This is a genomic window from Rhodococcus sp. 11-3 (assembly GCF_023704055.1).
GTDB lineage: Bacteria > Actinomycetota > Actinomycetes > Mycobacteriales > Mycobacteriaceae > Rhodococcus > Rhodococcus aetherivorans.
This window is the reverse complement of sequence record NZ_CP080406.1, coordinates 2,895,510-2,912,637: the sequence shown is the minus strand read 5'-3', so window position 1 is coordinate 2,912,637 and position 17,128 is coordinate 2,895,510. Positions and strand designations below refer to the sequence as shown.

Below are 17,128 nucleotides of genomic sequence, written 5' to 3'. Positions count from 1 at the left end.
GCTCGGACCGCCGGAAAAGCCCAGGCCGGCGCCGCGCATCTGCCGTTTCGTCGAACGTCGGGATCGACGGCTCGCCGATGTGTCTATTACAGCGGCGGAGCGGGAACCTCAGACTCAGGCGGTCGAGAGGTACATCACACTCGATACCAAACCTGGTTGTGAAGGGGTTCCCATGTCGAACAGCGATCAGCCCGAGCTGAGGCACACGCTCGAGAAGCGGCACCTGTCGATGATCGCGATCGCGGGTGTCATCGGCGCAGGCTTGTTCGTCGGCTCGGGCGCTGCGATCCGGGAGACCGGTCCCGGGGTGCTGGTCGCCTACGCACTCGCCGGGGTGGTCGTCGTGCTCGTCATGCGCATGCTCGGCGAGATGGCGGCGGCGAATCCGCAGACGGGGTCGTTCTCGGCGTACGCCGACCGGGCCATCGGCCGATGGGCCGGGTTCTCCATCGGATGGCTCTACGCCTGGTTCTGGATCATCGTCCTGGGCATCGAAGCGACGGCCGGCGCGGTGATCATGAACCGCTGGATTCCCGGCGTGCCCCAGTGGACGTGGGCGCTGGTGCTCATGGTCGTGCTGACGCTGACCAACATCGCGTCGGTGAAGTCGTTCGGCGAGTTCGAGTTCTGGTTCGCCGCCATCAAGGTCACGGCGATCGTGGCGTTCCTCGTGCTCGGCGTCCTCGCGATCTGCGGCTTTCTGCCCGGCGTCGAGGCGCCGGGACTGAGCAACCTCACCGGTCACGGCGGCTTCTTCCCCAACGGGACAGGCGCCGTACTCGCCGGGGTCCTCGTCGTGGTGTTCTCCTTCTTCGGAGCCGAGATCGCGACCATCGCCGCCGGCGAGTCCGCCAACCCGGCCGAGGCGGTGCGCAAGGCGGTGCGGTCGGTCGTGTGGCGGATCCTGATCTTCTACATCGGCTCGATCGCCGTCGTCGTCACCCTGCTGCCGTGGGACGACGCCTCGGTGGCGTTGAGCCCGTACGTGGCGGTCATCGACTCCTTCGGCATCCCGGCGGCCGCCACCATCATGGACGTCATCGTGCTGACGTCGGTGCTCTCGTGCCTGAACTCGGGCCTGTACACCGCCAGCCGCATGATCTTCTCCCTGTCGCGCCGCGGTGACGCCCCGCCGTCGCTGGCCACCATCGGGCGGTCCGGTGTGCCCCGCAACGCGGTTCTCGTCTCCACCGTGGTCGGCTTCCTCACCGTGGGCCTGAACTACCTCTACCCCGAGACGGTGTTCCTGTTCCTGGTCAATTCCTCCGGAGCGATCGCCCTGTTCGTGTGGCTCGTCATTGCCGCGTCCCAGCTGCGCATGCGCCGCTCGCTCGAGGCCCAGGGCCGGGAGCTGTCGCCGAGGATGTGGCTCTTCCCGTACCTCACCTGGTTCACCATTGCGGCGATCGTCGCGCTGTGCGCCGGCATGATCGCCCTGGAGAGCACGCGCAGCCAGATGCTGACGTCCGCGGCCCTCGCCGCCGTCGTCGTCGGAGTCGGCGTCTACCGGCAGCGCCGCAGTGCCGCTCCGGCTGCGCCGGTGGACGCGAACGCCGGCGTCGCCGACGTGGTCCCGGAAACCACCTGACCGACCGGCCGGTGTCGCCCTCGCGGGTACCTGCCTCACCCCGGGGGGCGACGTCGTGTCCCGAGTTCCGCAGCGCCGCTCAGAACAGGGTGGGGTCCGCCGACTCGGCTGCCGGCCGCGGCGGCGCTGCGACCGGGCGCCGGTGCTCGGCCACGCGCGCGCCGAGCCCGTAGCGGGACACCAGCGGATCGACGCGGTCCTTCAACCACGTCTTGTACTCCGGTGAGACGTACGCGCCGCGGCCGTAGATCTGCCGGTACCGCCGGATCAGGGCGGGGTGCTCCTGACCCAGCCACGACAGGAACCAGCCGCGGGTGGCGCCGCGCAGATGCATCGGCAGCACCGTCACGCCGGTCGCCCCCGCCGCCGAGATCGCACCGAGCAGATCGTCGAGGTGCCGGGTGGAGTCGGTGAGGCACGGGATGACCGGGGCGACCATGACGTGGCAGGGCAGCCCGGCGTCGCTGACGGCCCGGATCAGGTCCAGACGTGCCTTGGGCGACGGGGTGCCGGGTTCGATCTGCTTCTGCAGGTCGGGCTCGCCGATCGCGAGGGAGACGGCGACGCCGATGTCGACCTGCCCGGCGGCGAGGGTGAGCAACGGCAGGTCGCGGCGCAGCAGCGTGCCCTTGGTCAGGATCGAGAACGGGGTGCCGGATTCGGCGAGGGCCCGGATGACGCCGGGCATCAGCCGGTAGCGGCCCTCGGCCCGCTGGTACGGGTCGGTATTGGTGCCCAGGGCGACGTGCTCGCGCTTCCACGACCGTCGCGCGAGTTCGCGGCGCAGCACGGCCGCGACGTTGGTCTTGACCACGATCCGGCTGTCGAAGTCGCGGCCCGCGTCGAGGTCGAGATACTCGTGGGTCGGTCGGGCGAAGCAGTATCGGCACGCGTGCGAGCAGCCGCGAAAAGTGTTGACGGTGAAGCGGAACGGCAGGTTCGACGCCTCGGGGGTCTTGTTGAGCGCGCTCTTGCACAGCACCTCGTGGAAGGTGATGCCCTCGAACTCGGGGGTCTGGACGCTGCGGACGAGCCCGGCCCGTTCGAGGCCGGGGAGCGCGCCGTCGTCGACGTCGAGAGTCTGTGCCGCCCACCGCATGCAGCCAGTCGAACATACGTGCTAAGGACAGTCAAGCGCGGGGCGGCGGGGGCGGCCTGACAGAATTCCGGGCCATGACCCGTGTGAACATCTCGTCCGGCTCCGAATGGGAGCCCAGGATCGGCTACTCCCGCGCCGTGCGCATCGGCAACCAGATCGCCGTGTCCGGCACCACCGGCGCCGGCGACACGCTCGCCGATCAGACGCGCGCCGCACTGAAGACCATCGAGGCCGCGCTCGGCGAGGCCGGCGCCTCGCTGACGGACGTGATCCGCACGCGCATGTACCTCACCGACATGTCGACATGGGAGGAGGCCGCGCTCGTGCACGGCGAGGTGTTCGGCGAGATCCGCCCGGCCTCCACCATCCTCGAGGTCTCGAGCCTCATCGACAAGGGCCTGTTCATCGAGATCGAGGCCGACGCCGTCGTGTAGGCGGCTGCGCCGCCGGTGTGTCCTTCGGGCGGCAGGAACAGCCCGAAGGACACACCGGTGCTACGCGCCCGCGGCCTCCCAGCGGGCGCGCTCGGCGGCGAACGCCACCGACTGCACCTGCTGGAAGGCGTCGATCGACGCGGCGTTGCCGGCCAGGAACCGCTGGTGCTCGGCCAGGGAGAACGTGCCGTCGGTGATGTCCACTCCCCCGCCGCGGCCCGCCGCGAGGTCGGCGCGCAGGTCCATCAGCTCCTCCGGTTCGACGGGATACCAGGAGATCCGGTCGAAGAAGCGCAGCAGCCACGGTGTGCCGGCCTCGAACGGGCCCGCGGCCTGCGGGTGGCGGTGGTTCCACACCTGGGTCGTGCGGCCGACGAACTGGTAGCCACCCGGGCCCTCCATGCCGTAGATGCACAGGTACGCCCCGCCGATGCCGACGGCGTTCTCCGGCGTCCACGTGCGGGCCGGGTTGTACTTGGTCGTCACGAGCCGGTGCCGCGGGTCGAGCGGGGTCGCGACCGGCGCCCCGAGGTACACGTCGCCGAGACCGAGCACCATGTAGTCGGCGGCGAAGACGGTGTCGAACACGTCGTTCACCGAATCGAGGCCGTTCATCCGGCGGATGAACTCGATGTTCCACGGGCACCACGGCGCATCCGCCCGCACCCCGTGCATGTACCGCTGGATCGCCTCGCGGGTGGCCGGGTCGTCCCACGACAGGGGCAGGCGCACCCGCCGGCTCGGCACCACGAGCTCGTCGCTCGCCGGGAGCTGCTCCTCGGCCTCGGCGAGCAGATCGAGCAGCGTCGGCACCGGCAGCACGTCGGGGTCGACCTTGACCTGGAGCGACCGGATGCCGGGGGTGAGTTCGAGCAGGCCCGCGGGGCGTTCGGTGTCGAGCCGCCGGTGCAGCGCGTGCACGCGGGCCCGCAGCGCGAGATCGAGCGTCATGTCACCGTATTCGACCAGGACGTTGTCGTCGCCGCTGCGCCGGTAGGTGACGGCGGTGTCGCCGTCGCGGCGGGCGAGGACGCCGTCGTCGCCGTCGCCGCCGGGCGAGACCACCAGCGACAGCCCGGCGCGACGGGCGACGCCGAGTGCGCGGCGCGACGCGGCGTGCTCGGCGCGGACGGGCACGAACCGCACCGTGTGCCCGGGCGCGAGCTGGCCGAGCTTCCACCGGTCCGCGGCGACGACGGTGACGGGACAGACGAATCCGCCCAGGCTCGGGCCGTCCGGCCCGAGGAGGATGGGGGTGTCACCGGTGAAGTCGAGCGCACCGACGGAGTACGCGTTGTCGTGGATGTTGGACGGGTGCAGGCCGGCCTCCCCGCCGTCGGTGCGTGCCCACTGCGGCTTCGGCCCGGTCAGGCGCACGCCGGTGCGGTCGGAGTTGAAGTGCACCTCGTAGTCGGTGGCGTAGAGCGTGTCGATGTCGCTGCGGGTGAAGAACTCCGGAGCGCCGTGCGGGCCCTCGGTGACGGCGATCTCCCAGCGGGCGGTCATGGCCGGCACGTGTTCGGCCGGCACCGGGATGGCCGCGCCGGTCGCGACCTCCCCGACGACGAGCACGTCGCCCTCGGTGAGGGTGCGGCCCTCGTGGCCGCCGAACCTTCCGAGGGTGAAGGTGGCTGCGCTGCCGAGGAATTCGGGGACGTCGAGTCCGCCGCCGACGAGTACGTACACGCGCAGGCCGGGGCCGGCGACGGCGCCGACGTCGAGCACGCCGCCGGCGGGGACGGTGACGGGACGCCACTGCGGGACCACCGTGCCGTTCACCGTCACGGTCGCCGGGGCGCCGGTGACGCACACCTCGGTGGCATCGGTGAAGCGCAGGGCCGGCCCGGCCATGGTGGATTCGAGGCCGGCCGCGCCCTCGGGGTTGCCGAGTGCGGCGTTGCCGAGTCGGAACGACAGGTCGTCCATCGGGCCGGAGGGCGGGACCCCGATCTGCCAGTACCCGGTGCGGCCCGGATAGTCCTGCACCGTGGTGAGCATGCCGGGACGGTCGACGGTGATCTTGGTGGTCATGACGGTCGGGCCTCCGGTCGGGTGACGATCATCCGCACCGTGGTGGGGTCGAAACCGTTGCACGGATTGTTGATCTGCGGGCAGTTGGAGACGAGGACGAGCACGTCGCGGTCGGCGCGCAGTGCGAGGCGCTTGCCGGGCGCGGAGAGTCCGTCGACGATGCCGAGGGTGCCGTCGGGGTCGACGGGCACGTTCATGAAGAAGTTGATGTTGGACACCAGGTCGCGTTTGCCCAGGCCCCACCGGGCACCCTCGACGAGGAAGTTCTCGACGCAGGCGTGCTGGTGCTTGGTGTGGTGGCCGTAGCGCAAGGTGTTCGACTCCTGCGAGCAGGCGCCGCCGACGGTGTCGTGGTTGCCGACCTCGTCGGCGACGAGGGTCATCAGTTCCTCGCCGTCGGCGGCGCGCAGCACCGAGCCGGCGGTGAGGAACAGGTTGCCCTGCGCGGCGACGGTGGCGGCGGCGCTGTAGCGGACGGTGGTGTCGTGGGCGTCGTAGATCAGGGTGTCGACGGCCTGGTTGCCGTGCAGATCGACGATGGTGAGCACGTCGCCGGCGGCGACGACGGCCGACCACGGTCCGCGGGCGCCGGCGATCTCGTCGCGGATCACGGTCCCGGGGACGAGCGCCGGCAGGTCGAGGGTCGAGGTCATGATCAGTGCTCCGTTCCGGTGGCGGCAGTCCAGGCGTCCTCGGTGTTGAGGACGGCGCGCCGGTATTCGGGGTCCGTGTTCGGCAGGGTGTCGAGGTCACGCGGGGCGCGCCAGGCGAGCACCTCGAGGGTGGTGGTGGGGAACCCGGGTGCCGGGTCGAGGGGGTGGGCGGTGTTGGCGATGAGTGCGATCACCGGCAGGTGGATCAGCAGCTCGACGCAGGCTCCGGCGCCGGCGGTGCCGGTGCTGGTCAGGGCCCCGTCGGCCGCGACGCGCACGCCGTGGAAGAACGACAGGGACGGCGGCAGGTCGCGCGGGGCGAGGCCGTGCTTCGCGGCGGCGACGGTGAACAGCTCCCGCCCGGCGGGGGCGTGCGAATGCAGGCTGCCCGCCCCGTATTTCGCCGTGTTCCCGGCGAGGTTCGTGGTGCCGCACAGGGCGTCGTGGCGGCCGGAGGTGTCGGCGACGACGGTGGCGAGCACCCGGCCCTGGTCCGACAGCAGCGGGTGCCCGACGCCGAGGTAGGCCTGCCACGGCACCTTGACGGTGTCGGCGACGTTGAGCCGCTCGTGCGGGGCGTCGGCGCGGAAGAGCAGCAGGTGGGCGCAGGCGGCGCCGTCGATGTCACGCAGCCGCAGCCGGGTGCCGCGGGCGAGGACCTTGCCGGTGTAACGGCCGCCGGGCACGGTCTCCGCCCAGGTCATGGCGGCGGTGCGGCCGCCGGGCGGGGTGGGGTACGCGGTGGCGGGCACGGTGGGCATGCCGTCGGTGACGGTGCCGGCCTGCGCGCGGGCGTGCGCCTTGGCGGCGTGGGTGGTGGCGGTGTCGAGGACGCCGGTCATCTCAGGCTCCGATCGTGACGGGGTTCGGGTGCGCGGCGCGGCGCGGGAAGCACAGGGCGCCCAGAGCGACGACGGCGGCGACGGTGAGCGGTGCGGCCCACTGCAGCAGCGGCATGGTGCCGTCCGGGTTGAAGATCTCGGCGCGCGGCCAGGACAGGTTGATCACCATCAGCAGGCCGTACGCGACGGCGAGGGCGTTGACGGGCAGACCCCATCGGCCGAGGGAGAACAGCGGGTCGCCGTCGGCGTCGGTCGCCGTGCCGTCGTGCGGCCAACCGCGCAGCCGGCGCAGCAGCAGCGGCACGGTGACCATCAGGTACGCGAGGTAGATGAGCACGATGCACACGCTCGACAGGGTCGCGAAGATCGCGCTGTTGCCCATGTTGACCGCGAGGATGCCGATGCACACCACGCCGATCAGCACGGCCGGCGCGATGGGAGTGCCGGTGCGGGCGTTGACGTGCGAGAGGATCTTCGACGCGGGCAGGCGCTCGTCGCGGGCCATCGAGAAGATCAGGCGCGACGCGGCGGTCTGGATGGCGAGGGTGCAGATGAACACGGCGATGGCGACGTCGACGAGGAGCAGCGTGCCCCACGGTGAGGACAGGATGGCGCCGAGCACGTAGGGCAGGCCCTCGGCGGCGAGGCGGCCGTCGGTGAGGCTGGGGGCGGCCATGAGGGCGCCGAGGATCATCAGGCCGCCGCCGAGGGCGGAGACCGACAGGGCGAGGCGGATGGTGCGGGGTGCGACGCGCCGCGGGTTGCGGGTCTCCTCGGCGAGTTCGCCGGCCGAGCCGAAGCCGACCATGACGTACGCGGCCATGAGGCCCGAGACGATCCACGCCCAGCCGTAGCCGGGGGCCTCCCCGGTGACGCCGGTGTCGAGGACGACCTGCGGGCCGCGGACGGCGTGGGTGAAGAACATGCCGATCACGGCGACGACACCGACGATCTCGCAGGTGACGCCGATGCTGTTGATCCGCGACATCCAGTTCACGCCGATGCTGTTGATGATCGTGGTGAGCACGAGCAGCACCGAGCCGAGCAGGACGGCATTGGCGGCGCCGGAGGAGGAGGTCAGCGACGGGTCGTCGCCGATGATCTGGAATCCGCTCCAGATGTTCGGCAGGACCACCTGCAGGGCGATCGCGGCGGCCGAGGCGGTGACCATCTGGGCGAGGATCATGAACCAGCCGGCGAACCAGCCGACCACCTCGCCGCCCATCCGGCGGGCCCATTGATAGATCGCCCCGGAGATCGGATAGCGCGCCGCGAGTTCGGCGAAGTTCAGGGCGACCATGAACTGACCGGCGAAGACCACCACCCACGTCCAGAAGAAGGCGGGGCCGCCGAAGCCGAAGCCGAGGCCGAACAGCTGGAAGATGGTCGTCAGGATGGAGACGAACGAGAAGCCGGCGGCGAAGGAGGCGAACTTGCCGAGGTTGCGGTGCAGCTGCTGCTGGTAGCCGAATTCGCCCAAGTCGCCCGCGTCCTGGTGCGAGGCGGTCGGTGCAGCGGCAGCCGGCCGGGTGAGCGTCAGGCTCATGGCGGTGTCCGTTTCTGTGCGCGGTGGCGGCGGCCGGGTGACCGTCGAAAAACTGTCGAGTGACAGTTTTCGCGAGGTCACGTCTTGTCCGAATGACCGCGGCGTAACGAGTTCGTGACCGACGTTTCCTCCGTGTGACGGTCTGCTCACCGCCCGCCCGGGGCGCTGTCACCGTCCGATCTGTGCCATCGTCGAGGACGTGACCCACGCCCGTCCCGGACGCCCCCGACTGCACCGGCCACGCCGGCCCGGTTCCACCGCGCGCGCCGAAATTCTCGACGCCGCAGCAGAACTGTTCACCACCCGTGGATTCGCGTCGACCTCGACGCGGCTCGTGGCCGAGGCGGTCGGCGTCCGGCAGGCCTCCCTGTACAACCACTTCGCCACCAAGGACGACATCCTCGCGGCGCTGCTCGAGCAGACCGTCGCCCCCACCCTGTCGTTCTGCGAGCACCTCGGCGACGACGCGCCCGCCGAGGCGCGGCTGTACGCCCTGGCGCTGTTCGACACCGCGCAGCTCGTCGCGGGACGCTGGAATCTCGGTGCGCTGTACCTGCTTCCGGAGGTGCGCACCGAGCGCTTCGCACAGTTCCACACCGCCCGGACCGGTCTGCGCGAGTGCTACCGGCGGCTCACGGTCGCCGTCCTCGACCGCCTCGGCGCCGGCGCGGACGCCGACGACCCGCGCGCCGATCTGCCGTTCCGGCTGGTCGAATCCGCCATCAACATCCGCGCGGACCGGGGCACGGACGCCGTCGCCGACCTGCCCGACGTGCTGGCGGAGGCGGCGCTGCGCGTGCTCGGATTCACCGCGCCCGCAGAGCCCGTGCGCGACGTCGCCCGCACGCTCGTCGCCCGTGTCGCCGACTCGAGTTAGAGTGCTGCCCACGCGAATCTGATTGGGGGGTCATCATGAGCGGTTTACTCGACGCTGTCGGCTCGTTCTCGACGGGAGGCGGCGTCCGTGTCGTACCCGACGGGGTCCGGGCCTTCGGCAGCACATCCCTGCGCGCCGCGGAGGAGGTCGCCCGCGCGGGCGCAATAGATCTGCAGGCCAACGTCTCGTCGCTGAGCCCCGCCATGGGCCTGATCGGCGCGGACTTCGTCGCGGCGTTCGCCGTCACGCAGGGTGCGCACACCCGCACCGTCGCGCAGCTGGCATACGTCTACGCGTCCGGCGGTGCCGCCGCGCACGACGCCGCCACCCGGTACGAGGCGCTCGACGCCGCGGTCGCCGCGGGACTCGGGGGCGCGCGGTGATCGCACAGGAGACGCCGGTCGCTTCGCCCACCGTCCTCGACGCACTGCGCGCGTCCCCCGCCGGCCCGGCCCTCGACCTGCCGCTGCCCGCGCCGCCGGCCCCGCCGTCGTGGTCGCCCGAACCCGAGCTCGACGCGATAACCGAAGTGCTGCAGTCTCTTCCGATTCCGGCAGTGCCGGGAATCGACGAAATGCTGCGTCCACTGCGCGACCTCGGCGACCTGTTCGGTACCGGCATCGTCGACGCGCTCGATCCGTCGGCGGTCCTGCAGCAGTCGTCGCGGATGCTCGACGGCGCGGCGTCGCTGGCCCGCACGGCACTGCACGCGCTGCCGGACTCGTGGGCGGGCGCACCCGCCGAGGCGGCGCTCGACAAGGGTCGCCAGGCCCAGGTCACCGCGGTCGAGCTGAGCGAACGGGGCGACGAAATCGGGGCCGTCACGCGCGCCGCCACCGCGAGTGTCGAGCGGGGCAACGTCGAACTCGGCGGGATCGCCCAGTCCTTCCTGGCCTTCGCCACCGCGACCGCGCCCGTCGCGCTGACGCCGCCGGGTCAGATCGCGCTGCTCACCGCCGCCGCCGAGCATGTATCCGCGGCACTGGCGGTGGTCGCGCGTACCCGCGGTGAGCTTCTCGGCTACACCACGGCGATGAACGCCCTCGCCGCACCCATCGCCGTGCCCGCCCCCGTCGCCGCGCCCTGCCTGCCGGCTCCGGCCGACGTCGCAGCGGCGGCCACGGGAGCCGTGGACACCGTCGCCGGCGCGGTCGGTGTGTCCGACGGCCTTCCCGCGCAGACGCACGCCGCGGCGTTCGGGGGTGGCACCGTCACCGCCGGCCCCACGATGACCGCCGCGACCGCACCGGTGAGCACCGGCGCCGTGGCACCGGGCGCCGGAAGCGCCGTGGCACCGGGCGCCGGAAGCGCCGTTGCACCGGGCGCCGGAGGCGCCGTGGCGCTGGGGACCGCGGGCGGGGGTCTCGCCGGCACGCCGTCGGGCCCGCGACCGCCCACGTCCGCTCCGGTGACGGCCGCAGCTGCGGCCGCACGTCATCCGCTCCCCGCCGCCGTCCCGGGCACCGGACGCGCCGACGAGGACGCTCCGCGACGGGCGCGTCCGACGATCCTGGTGACCGCGGCGAACACCACCGCCGTGATCGGCGAGGTGCCGCCGGCGACCGCCCCGGTGATCGGGGCCGGCGACGACTGGTGATTCCGAGTCCCCCGCCCCGGCGCGCGGGGCGGGGACACGGTCGACGGCCACGCTGGTGTCCGTGACCCGCGGTTTCCTTCTGCGAGGACGATCCGGGCCGCGTAGCGTGTAAACGCATGTTCGGTGGCGGTGCCCGCAAGCTTGGTGTCGAGGAGGAATTCCACCTCATCGACGCGAAGACCCGCCGTCTCACGCCGCGCGCCCCGGAACTGCTCGCGCGCCTGCCCGGCGACGTCTACGTCGAGGAACTGCAGCGCTGCGTCGTCGAGGTCAACAGCGGCGTGTTTCCGGATCTCGCGGGTCTCCGCGCAGATCTGGTGCACCGCCGGTCCGTTCTCGTCGACACCGCCGCCGAGCTCGGCCTCGGCATCGCCGCCGCGGGCGCGGTCCCACTGGCCGTGCCCGCGGAGATGCAGGTCACCGAGACGCCGCGGTATCGCCGCATGCTGGCCGACTACCAGCTCCTGGCCCGCGAGCAGCTGATCTGCGGCACCCAGGTGCACGTGGACATTCCCGACCGGGACGAGGCGGTGCAGGTCGCCAATCGGGTCGCCCCGTTCCTGCCGATCTTCCTCGCCCTGAGCGCGAGCTCGCCGTTCTGGGCCGACGGCACGGACACCGGATATGCCAGCGTCCGCAACCTGGTGTGGATCCGGTGGCCGAGTACCGGGCCGGCCGCGCCGGTGTCGTCGGCCGCCGAGTACGACAAGCTCATCGCGGACCTGGTCTCGACCGGCGTGATCACCGACCCGGGCATGGTGTACTTCGATCTCCGCCCGTCGGACCGGTATCCGACCCTCGAGCTGCGCGTGTGCGACAGCTGCCCGTCGGTGGACACGATCACGCTGATAGCCGGGCTGTTCCGCGCCCTGGTCGATCGGGAGGTGACCGACCTTCGGGCCGGTGTCCCGGGGCTCGACGTCTCGCCGACCCTGGTGCGCGCCGCCATGTGGCGCGCCTCGCGCTCCGGCCTCGAGGGTCCTCTGGTCGACGTGCAGTCGGCCACCCCGCGGCCGGCACGGGAGATCGTCGACGGACTGATCCGGTCGCTCCGGCCCCAGCTCGAGGGGAACGACGACTGGGCCCTGGTGTCGGAGCTCGCGGAGACCGCCCTGCAGGTCGGCAGTTCGGCCGCCCGCCAGCGGCGGGTGCTGCGCCGACGGGGCCGCCTGACCGACGTGGTGGATCTGCTTCTCGACGAAACCGCGGGGCGCGTGCGCGCGGTGCCGGAGATCGCCGATCCCGGTGCAACCCTGCTCCACGGCTACGTTCCGCTGCGAGCGGGCGACGTGGACGACCGGTACGACGAGGCCGTCGAGGTCGGCGGGCGTCCCCGTCGCGAGTACGAGGCGGTCCTGGCCGCGGTGGCGCGGGTCGGTGCGGCCGAACTGCGCCGCATCCAGGAGTCCATCGACCGGGAACAGAGCGTCGACGGCGTGACGTTCCGGGTGAGCGGCGAGGATCGTGCCCAGGTCTTTCCCATGGACATCGTCCCGCGCATCGTCCCGCACACCGAATGGTCGCACCTGGTCCCGGGTTTGCAGCAACGCGCCCTGGCCCTCAACGCCTTCCTCGGCGACATCTACGGCGAGCAGGCCGCGGTGCGGGACGGGGTGATTCCCTCCGAGTTGCTCGACCGTGCCCCGGGCTATCGGGCCACCGGGGCCGCCGCAGCAAATCCCCCGGTGCGCGCCCACATCTGCGGGATCGACCTCGTCAGCACGGGCCCGGGCGACTTCGTGGTGCTCGAGGACAACCTGCGGGTGCCGTCGGGCGTGGGGTATGCGATGGCGCATCGCGCGATGACGACCCGGTTCCTCGGGGCCCTCGGCATGCCGGCCGACGTGATGTCCGTGGACTCGATGCCGGAGATGACGCGGCAGACGCTGCAGGCGGCGGCGCCCGCCGCGGCCGCGGGACCGGACGTCTCCGTGGCGCTGCTCAGCGCCGGGTGGAAGGACTCGGCATGGTTCGAGCACCGGTTGCTCGCCGAGAAGTCCGGACTGCCCCTCGTGCTGACCGGGGAACTGTCGGTACGCGACGACGTCGTGTACCGACACCGGGGCCGCGAGGCCACGCGAGTGGACGTGCTGTACGTCCGCCTCGACGAGGACATGCTGCTGTCCTCGATCGGGCACGACGGGCACCCGCTGCGCAGGGGGCTTCGGGCCGCGCTGCAGGCCGGCAACGTGACGATCGCCAATGCCCTGGGGAACGGGGTCGGGGACGACAAGGCCGTCTATTCGTATGTGCCGGCAATGATCGAGTACTACCTCGGCGAGAAGCCGATCCTCGAGCAGGTACCCACGTGGGTGTGCGCCGAGCGTGAGCAACGCGACTACGTCCTCGACCGGTTGGCGGAGCTGGTGGTCAAGCCGATCGACGGGTTCGGCGGCGCCGGAATCACCATCGGCCCGGAAGCGTCGCGACACGAACTGCTGGAGCGGCGTCGGGACCTGCTCACCCACCCGGAGCGATACGTCGCGCAGGAGGTCGTGCCGTTGTCGACGCATCCGACGTTCGACGGGAGCGGCCTGTTTCCGCACCACATCGACCTGCGCGCATTCGTTCATCTTCGGGCCGAGGGGCCGTCGGTGCGTGCCCACGTCGCTCCGGCGGCGCTGACCCGGGTGGCCCCCATCGGGAGCATGGTCGTCAATTCGTCCCGGGGCGGCGGGGGGAAGGACACCTGGGTGCTCGGTCCCCCACGCGGCGCGGGCAGCGACGAATAACCGGAGGGCGTGAGCCGGAAGGAGAGCACGATGTGCGGTGTGTGTGGGGAGATGCGCTTCGACGGGGCTCCCCCGGACGTGGCCGCGGTCGGGCGGATGACCGACGCCATGAGCGCCCGGGGCCCCGATGCGGCCGGCCTCCACGCGCGCGGATCGGTGGCGTTCGGGCATCGGCGGCTGACGATCATCGACCTGTCGGCGCGCGGCAGCCAGCCGATGATCGACAGTGAGCTCGGGTTGGCACTGGTCTTCAACGGGTGCATCTACAACTACCGGGAGCTGCGCTCGGAACTGGAGGGGGCCGGCTACCGGTTCTTCTCGACGGCGGACAGCGAGGTGGTGCTCAAGAGCTTCCACCGTTGGGGCGCGGAATGCGTGCAGCACTTCAAGGGCATGTTCGCATTCGCCGTGCACAACACCGACACCGGCGCGGTGACCATGGCCCGCGACCGGCTCGGCATCAAGCCGCTCTATCTGGCGGAGGGCCCGGGACGGTTGCGCTTCGCCTCCACCGTGCCGGCGTTGCTCCGCGCCGGCGAGGTCGACACCACCGTCGATCGCGTCGCGCTGCACCACTACCTGAGCTTCCACTCGGTGGTGCCCGCACCGCACACGATGCTGCGGGGGATCCGGAAGCTGCCGCCGGCGACCGTGCGGGTGATCGAGCCCGACGGTGGCAGCACCGAGCACCGCTATTGGGAGCCCGCATTCACGCGGGACCCCGCGCGGACGACGTGGACGGCCGTGGATTGGCAGGAGGCACTGCTGGATTCGCTGCGGACCGCGGTGAGCCGGCGAATGGTCGCCGACGTGCCGGTGGGGGTGCTGCTCTCGGGAGGCATCGACTCGAGCCTGGTCGTGGCGTTGCTCGCGGAGCAGGGCCAGCGAGACCTGGCCACGTTCAGCATCGGATTCGATCCGGCCGGTGGCGAATCCGGGGACGAGTATGTCTACTCCGATCTCGTGGCGCGGAGGTTCGGCACCGTCCATCACAAGATCCACATCGACTCGTCCCGGCTGTTGCCGGCGGTGCCGAAGACCGTGGCGGCGATGAGCGAGCCGATGGTCAGCCACGACTGCGTGGCGTTCTACCTGCTGTCGGAGGAGGTGAGCAAGTCGGTGAAGGTGGTGCAGTCCGGGCAGGGCGCCGACGAGATCCTCGCCGGCTACGACTGGTATCCGCCGCTGACGGAGGTGGCCCGGGAACGGTCCGCCGAGGCGTACGCGAAGGTGTTCGCCGACCGTACCCACGCCGACATCGTCGCGCTGCTCGACCCTCGGTACTCCCTCGATCACGACGCGAGTGGCGAGTTCCTGGCCGAGCAGCACGCCGCGGCGGGGGCGGCGACGGCGGTCGATGCGGCGCTGCGTCTCGACACGACGGTCATGCTGATCGAAGACCCGGTCAAGCGGGTCGACACGATGACGATGGCGTGGGGCCTCGAGGGGCGGGTGCCGTTCCTCGACCACGACTTCGTCGAACTGGCCGCGACCTGCCCGCCCGAACTGAAGCTGGCCTCCGGCGGCAAGGGCGTCCTCAAGGAGGCGAGCCGCAAGCACCTGCCGGCGGAGATCATCGACCGGACCAAGGGCTACTTCCCGGTGCCGGGCATCCGGCACCTCGACGGGGACGTACTGACCCTGGTGCGCGATGCGTTGCACAGCCGGAGCGCCCGCGACCGCGGGCTGTACCGGCCCGAAGCACTCGACGCACTGCTCGCCGACCCGAACCGGCATCGCACCACCCTCGGGGCGAACGCCCTGTGGCAGGTGGCCCTGCTGGAAATGTGGCTCCAGGAAATGGAACAGCTGTGAGCGGCGAGACGGAGACGACCTCGGTGGCGCGAACACCGGATGCCGCGACGACCGCCGCGGCGGCACAGCCGCGCCACATCCGCTTCACGTCGGGTGCGTCGGTCGCGCCGGACGGCACGGCGATCGCTCATCTCGTCGACGACGGCGGCTATCCCCGTGCGGTGCAGCGGTTCCTGTCCGGCCGCGCCACGAGCGCGGCGCGGTGGGTCGAGTTGCCGGTGGACGGGCCGGTCACCCGGATCATGCACTCGGCGGACGGCCGTTGGCTGGCGTGCGAGGTGGCGCCCGACGCCGGTACGCGCACCCAGGTATGGGTGGTGAGCACCGACCCCGACGACCGCGGCGCCCGCCGCCTCGGGTCGGCCGGGGACTCGTCGACGGAACTCGTCGGGTGGGACGGGAACCGGGTGGCGACGGTCGCCACCGACGAGGAGGGGGTGGCGGAATCCCGGCTGGTGGACCCGCACACCCAGGACACCGTGGTGCTCGATCGCCGCGTCGGCGGTCACCTCGTCGACGCGTGGTCGGGGTCGGCGCTGCTGCGGGTCGGTCCACGCGGCCACCGGGAGTTGCTGCTGCTGCACGAGGACGGCACGCGGATTGCGCTGCTGCCCAACGACGTCGGTTCCACCACGGACGCCGGGGTCATTCTCGACGACCATCGGCTGCTCGGCGTGGTGGACCAGCTTCGTTCGCCGTGGGCGTCCAGCGACGGCGAACCGGAGAGATATCTGCGGTCGCTGGTGCGCAGCGACAACGGCGCGGAGTTCGCGCGGCTGCTGGGCGTGGCGGTGTCGTCGGAGGGCGTGTCGTACCGGGTGCTGGCCGAGCGGGAGGACGGCGATCTCGACGAGTTCGCCGTGAGCGACGACCACAGCACGGTAGCCCTGCTGTGGAACCACAAGGGTCTGAGCCAGTTGCAGATCCTGCACCTGGCGGACGGCTCGCTCGACGACCCCCTCGGGTTGCCCGGACTGGTGGCGTCCGAACTGAGCATCAGCGCGGACGGCTCGCTGCTGGCGGTGACCGTGCAGGGTCCCGGAATGCCGCCTTCGGTGGAGATCGTCGATCCGCGGACCGGGGAGTGGGGCCCCGCGGAGGCCGCGCGGACCCGGATGGACGACGACGATCTGCCGACGTTGCTCGAGTTCCCGGCACGGGACGGGACGCCGCTCTCGGGTTGGCTGTATCGGGCGCAGGGCAGCGGCCCGGGCCCGGTGCTGCTGTACTTCCACGGCGGACCGGAAGCCCAGGAACGGCCCGGATACAGCGACTACTACCCGGCGATCGTGGCGGCGGGATTCACGGTCTTCGGGACGAACGTGCGCGGGTCCGGCGGTTTCGGGCGGACGTTCATGCACGCCGACGACCGCTACGGGCGGTTCGCCGGGATCGACGACGTGGCCGACTGCGTGCAGTACCTCGTCGACCACGGCATCGCCGATCCCGCCCGGGTGGCGTGCGCGGGCAGATCGTACGGCGGCTACCTGACGCTGGCATCGCTGACCTTCCACGCCGAGTTGTTCGCCGCCGGGATAGCGATCTGCGGGATGAGCGACCTCGAGAGTTTCTACGCCAACACCGAGCCGTGGATCGCGGCGGCGGCCTACCCCAAGTACGGGCATCCGGTGCACGACCGGGAACTGCTGCGCGAGCTCTCCCCCATCCATCGGATCGCGGAACTGCGGGCACCCCTGCTCGTGGTGCACGGGGCGCACGACACCAACGTGCCGGTCAGCGAGTCGGAGCAGATCGTCGCCGCGGTACGCGACCGGGGTGGGATCGCCGAGTTCCTCCTGTTCGACGACGAGGGCCACGACATCGTCAAACGCGAGAACAGGGACGTGCTCGCCGAGGCCATGGTGAACTGGCTGACGAGCCGGCTCGGTACGGCCGGCCCGTAGATGTCACCGA

Annotated in this window: 13 protein-coding genes; 8 read left to right on the top strand and 5 right to left on the bottom strand. The window is 71.4% G+C overall.

What is annotated here, in order from left to right; all coding sequences use genetic code 11:
• Window positions 1–172: 172 nt before the first annotated feature.
• Window positions 173–1,588, top strand: coding sequence for an amino acid permease (locus KZJ41_RS13880; RefSeq protein ID WP_006930641.1), 1,416 nt, complete (start codon window positions 173–175; stop codon window positions 1,586–1,588).
• 79 nt (window positions 1,589–1,667) lie between these two features.
• Here the strand turns inward: KZJ41_RS13880 and KZJ41_RS13875 are convergent, their stop codons facing one another.
• The gene (locus tag KZJ41_RS13875) at window positions 1,668–2,687 is read right to left on the bottom strand and encodes an Rv2578c family radical SAM protein (RefSeq protein ID WP_006930639.1); all 1,020 of its coding nucleotides are present in this window, start codon (window positions 2,685–2,687) and stop codon (window positions 1,668–1,670) included.
• Between the two features lie 74 nt (window positions 2,688–2,761).
• On the opposite strand from KZJ41_RS13875, the gene KZJ41_RS13870 reads away from it, so the two are divergent.
• Entirely contained in the window at window positions 2,762–3,121 is a 360-nt protein-coding gene (locus KZJ41_RS13870; protein ID WP_029543516.1) for a RidA family protein, read from the top strand.
• 60 nt (window positions 3,122–3,181) lie between these two features.
• Here KZJ41_RS13870 and KZJ41_RS13865 read toward each other — a convergent pair whose 3' ends face one another.
• Genes KZJ41_RS13865 through KZJ41_RS13850 form a run of 4 tightly spaced genes read right to left on the bottom strand, consistent with a single transcriptional unit; the run spans window position 3,182 to window position 8,193 of the window.
• Window positions 3,182–5,152, bottom strand: a complete 1,971-nt coding sequence (locus KZJ41_RS13865; protein ID WP_251550917.1) for a 5-oxoprolinase/urea amidolyase family protein — start codon at window positions 5,150–5,152, stop codon at window positions 3,182–3,184.
• Window positions 5,149–5,805: an urea amidolyase associated protein UAAP2 gene (locus KZJ41_RS13860; RefSeq protein WP_006930633.1), complete on the bottom strand. Its 657-nt coding sequence runs from the start codon at window positions 5,803–5,805 to the stop codon at window positions 5,149–5,151. The genes KZJ41_RS13865 and KZJ41_RS13860 overlap by 4 nt, the downstream gene beginning before the upstream one ends.
• Window positions 5,806–5,807: 2 nt before the next feature.
• Complete coding sequence (locus KZJ41_RS13855; RefSeq protein ID WP_251550915.1) at window positions 5,808–6,647, bottom strand: urea amidolyase associated protein UAAP1; 840 nt, start codon at window positions 6,645–6,647, stop codon at window positions 5,808–5,810.
• Window position 6,648: 1 nt separating this feature from the next.
• On the bottom strand, window positions 6,649–8,193 hold the full coding sequence (locus tag KZJ41_RS13850) for an amino acid permease (RefSeq protein ID WP_037200858.1): 1,545 nt from the start codon (window positions 8,191–8,193) through the stop codon (window positions 6,649–6,651).
• 199 nt (window positions 8,194–8,392) lie between these two features.
• Here KZJ41_RS13850 and KZJ41_RS13845 point away from each other — a divergent pair, with 199 nt between their 5' ends.
• The 6 genes from KZJ41_RS13845 to KZJ41_RS13820 all read left to right on the top strand — a co-directional run bounded on the left by KZJ41_RS13845 (window position 8,393) and on the right by KZJ41_RS13820 (window position 17,118).
• A complete protein-coding gene (locus KZJ41_RS13845; RefSeq protein WP_065922601.1) occupies window positions 8,393–9,070 on the top strand; it encodes a TetR/AcrR family transcriptional regulator in 678 nt (225 codons plus the stop codon).
• Window positions 9,071–9,105: 35 nt separating this feature from the next.
• Window positions 9,106–9,453, top strand: coding sequence for a type VII secretion target (locus KZJ41_RS13840; RefSeq protein ID WP_065922602.1), 348 nt, complete (start codon window positions 9,106–9,108; stop codon window positions 9,451–9,453).
• The gene (locus KZJ41_RS13835) at window positions 9,450–10,667 is read left to right on the top strand and encodes a hypothetical protein (protein WP_251550913.1); all 1,218 of its coding nucleotides are present in this window, start codon (window positions 9,450–9,452) and stop codon (window positions 10,665–10,667) included. Before KZJ41_RS13840 ends, KZJ41_RS13835 begins: the two co-directional genes overlap by 4 nt.
• Before the next feature lie 116 nt (window positions 10,668–10,783).
• On the top strand, window positions 10,784–13,399 hold the full coding sequence (locus KZJ41_RS13830) for a carboxylate--amine ligase/circularly permuted type 2 ATP-grasp protein (RefSeq protein ID WP_102800603.1): 2,616 nt from the start codon (window positions 10,784–10,786) through the stop codon (window positions 13,397–13,399).
• Window positions 13,400–13,429: 30 nt separating this feature from the next.
• A complete protein-coding gene (locus KZJ41_RS13825; protein WP_251550911.1) occupies window positions 13,430–15,214 on the top strand; it encodes an N-acetylglutaminylglutamine amidotransferase in 1,785 nt (594 codons plus the stop codon).
• Window positions 15,211–17,118, top strand: a complete 1,908-nt coding sequence (locus tag KZJ41_RS13820) for a S9 family peptidase (RefSeq protein WP_006930612.1) — start codon at window positions 15,211–15,213, stop codon at window positions 17,116–17,118. Before KZJ41_RS13825 ends, KZJ41_RS13820 begins: the two co-directional genes overlap by 4 nt.
• The last annotated feature ends 10 nt before the right edge of the window (window positions 17,119–17,128 follow it).

Excerpts from the sequence above, each read along its gene's own strand:
- KZJ41_RS13865 (WP_251550917.1), bottom strand. The coding sequence starts at position 5,152 with ATGACCACCAAGATCACCGTCGACCGTCCCGGCATGCTCACCACGGTG.
- KZJ41_RS13855 (WP_251550915.1), bottom strand. The coding sequence starts at position 6,647 with ATGACCGGCGTCCTCGACACCGCCACCACCCACGCCGCCAAGGCGCAC.
- KZJ41_RS13875 (WP_006930639.1), bottom strand. The coding sequence starts at position 2,687 with ATGCGGTGGGCGGCACAGACTCTCGACGTCGACGACGGCGCGCTCCCC.
- KZJ41_RS13850 (WP_037200858.1), bottom strand. The coding sequence starts at position 8,193 with ATGAGCCTGACGCTCACCCGGCCGGCTGCCGCTGCACCGACCGCCTCG.
- KZJ41_RS13880 (WP_006930641.1), top strand. The coding sequence starts at position 173 with ATGTCGAACAGCGATCAGCCCGAGCTGAGGCACACGCTCGAGAAGCGG.
- KZJ41_RS13830 (WP_102800603.1), top strand. The coding sequence starts at position 10,784 with ATGTTCGGTGGCGGTGCCCGCAAGCTTGGTGTCGAGGAGGAATTCCAC.
- KZJ41_RS13825 (WP_251550911.1), top strand. The coding sequence starts at position 13,430 with ATGTGCGGTGTGTGTGGGGAGATGCGCTTCGACGGGGCTCCCCCGGAC.
- KZJ41_RS13870 (WP_029543516.1), top strand. The coding sequence starts at position 2,762 with ATGACCCGTGTGAACATCTCGTCCGGCTCCGAATGGGAGCCCAGGATC.
- KZJ41_RS13860 (WP_006930633.1), bottom strand. The coding sequence starts at position 5,805 with ATGACCTCGACCCTCGACCTGCCGGCGCTCGTCCCCGGGACCGTGATC.
- KZJ41_RS13840 (WP_065922602.1), top strand. The coding sequence starts at position 9,106 with ATGAGCGGTTTACTCGACGCTGTCGGCTCGTTCTCGACGGGAGGCGGC.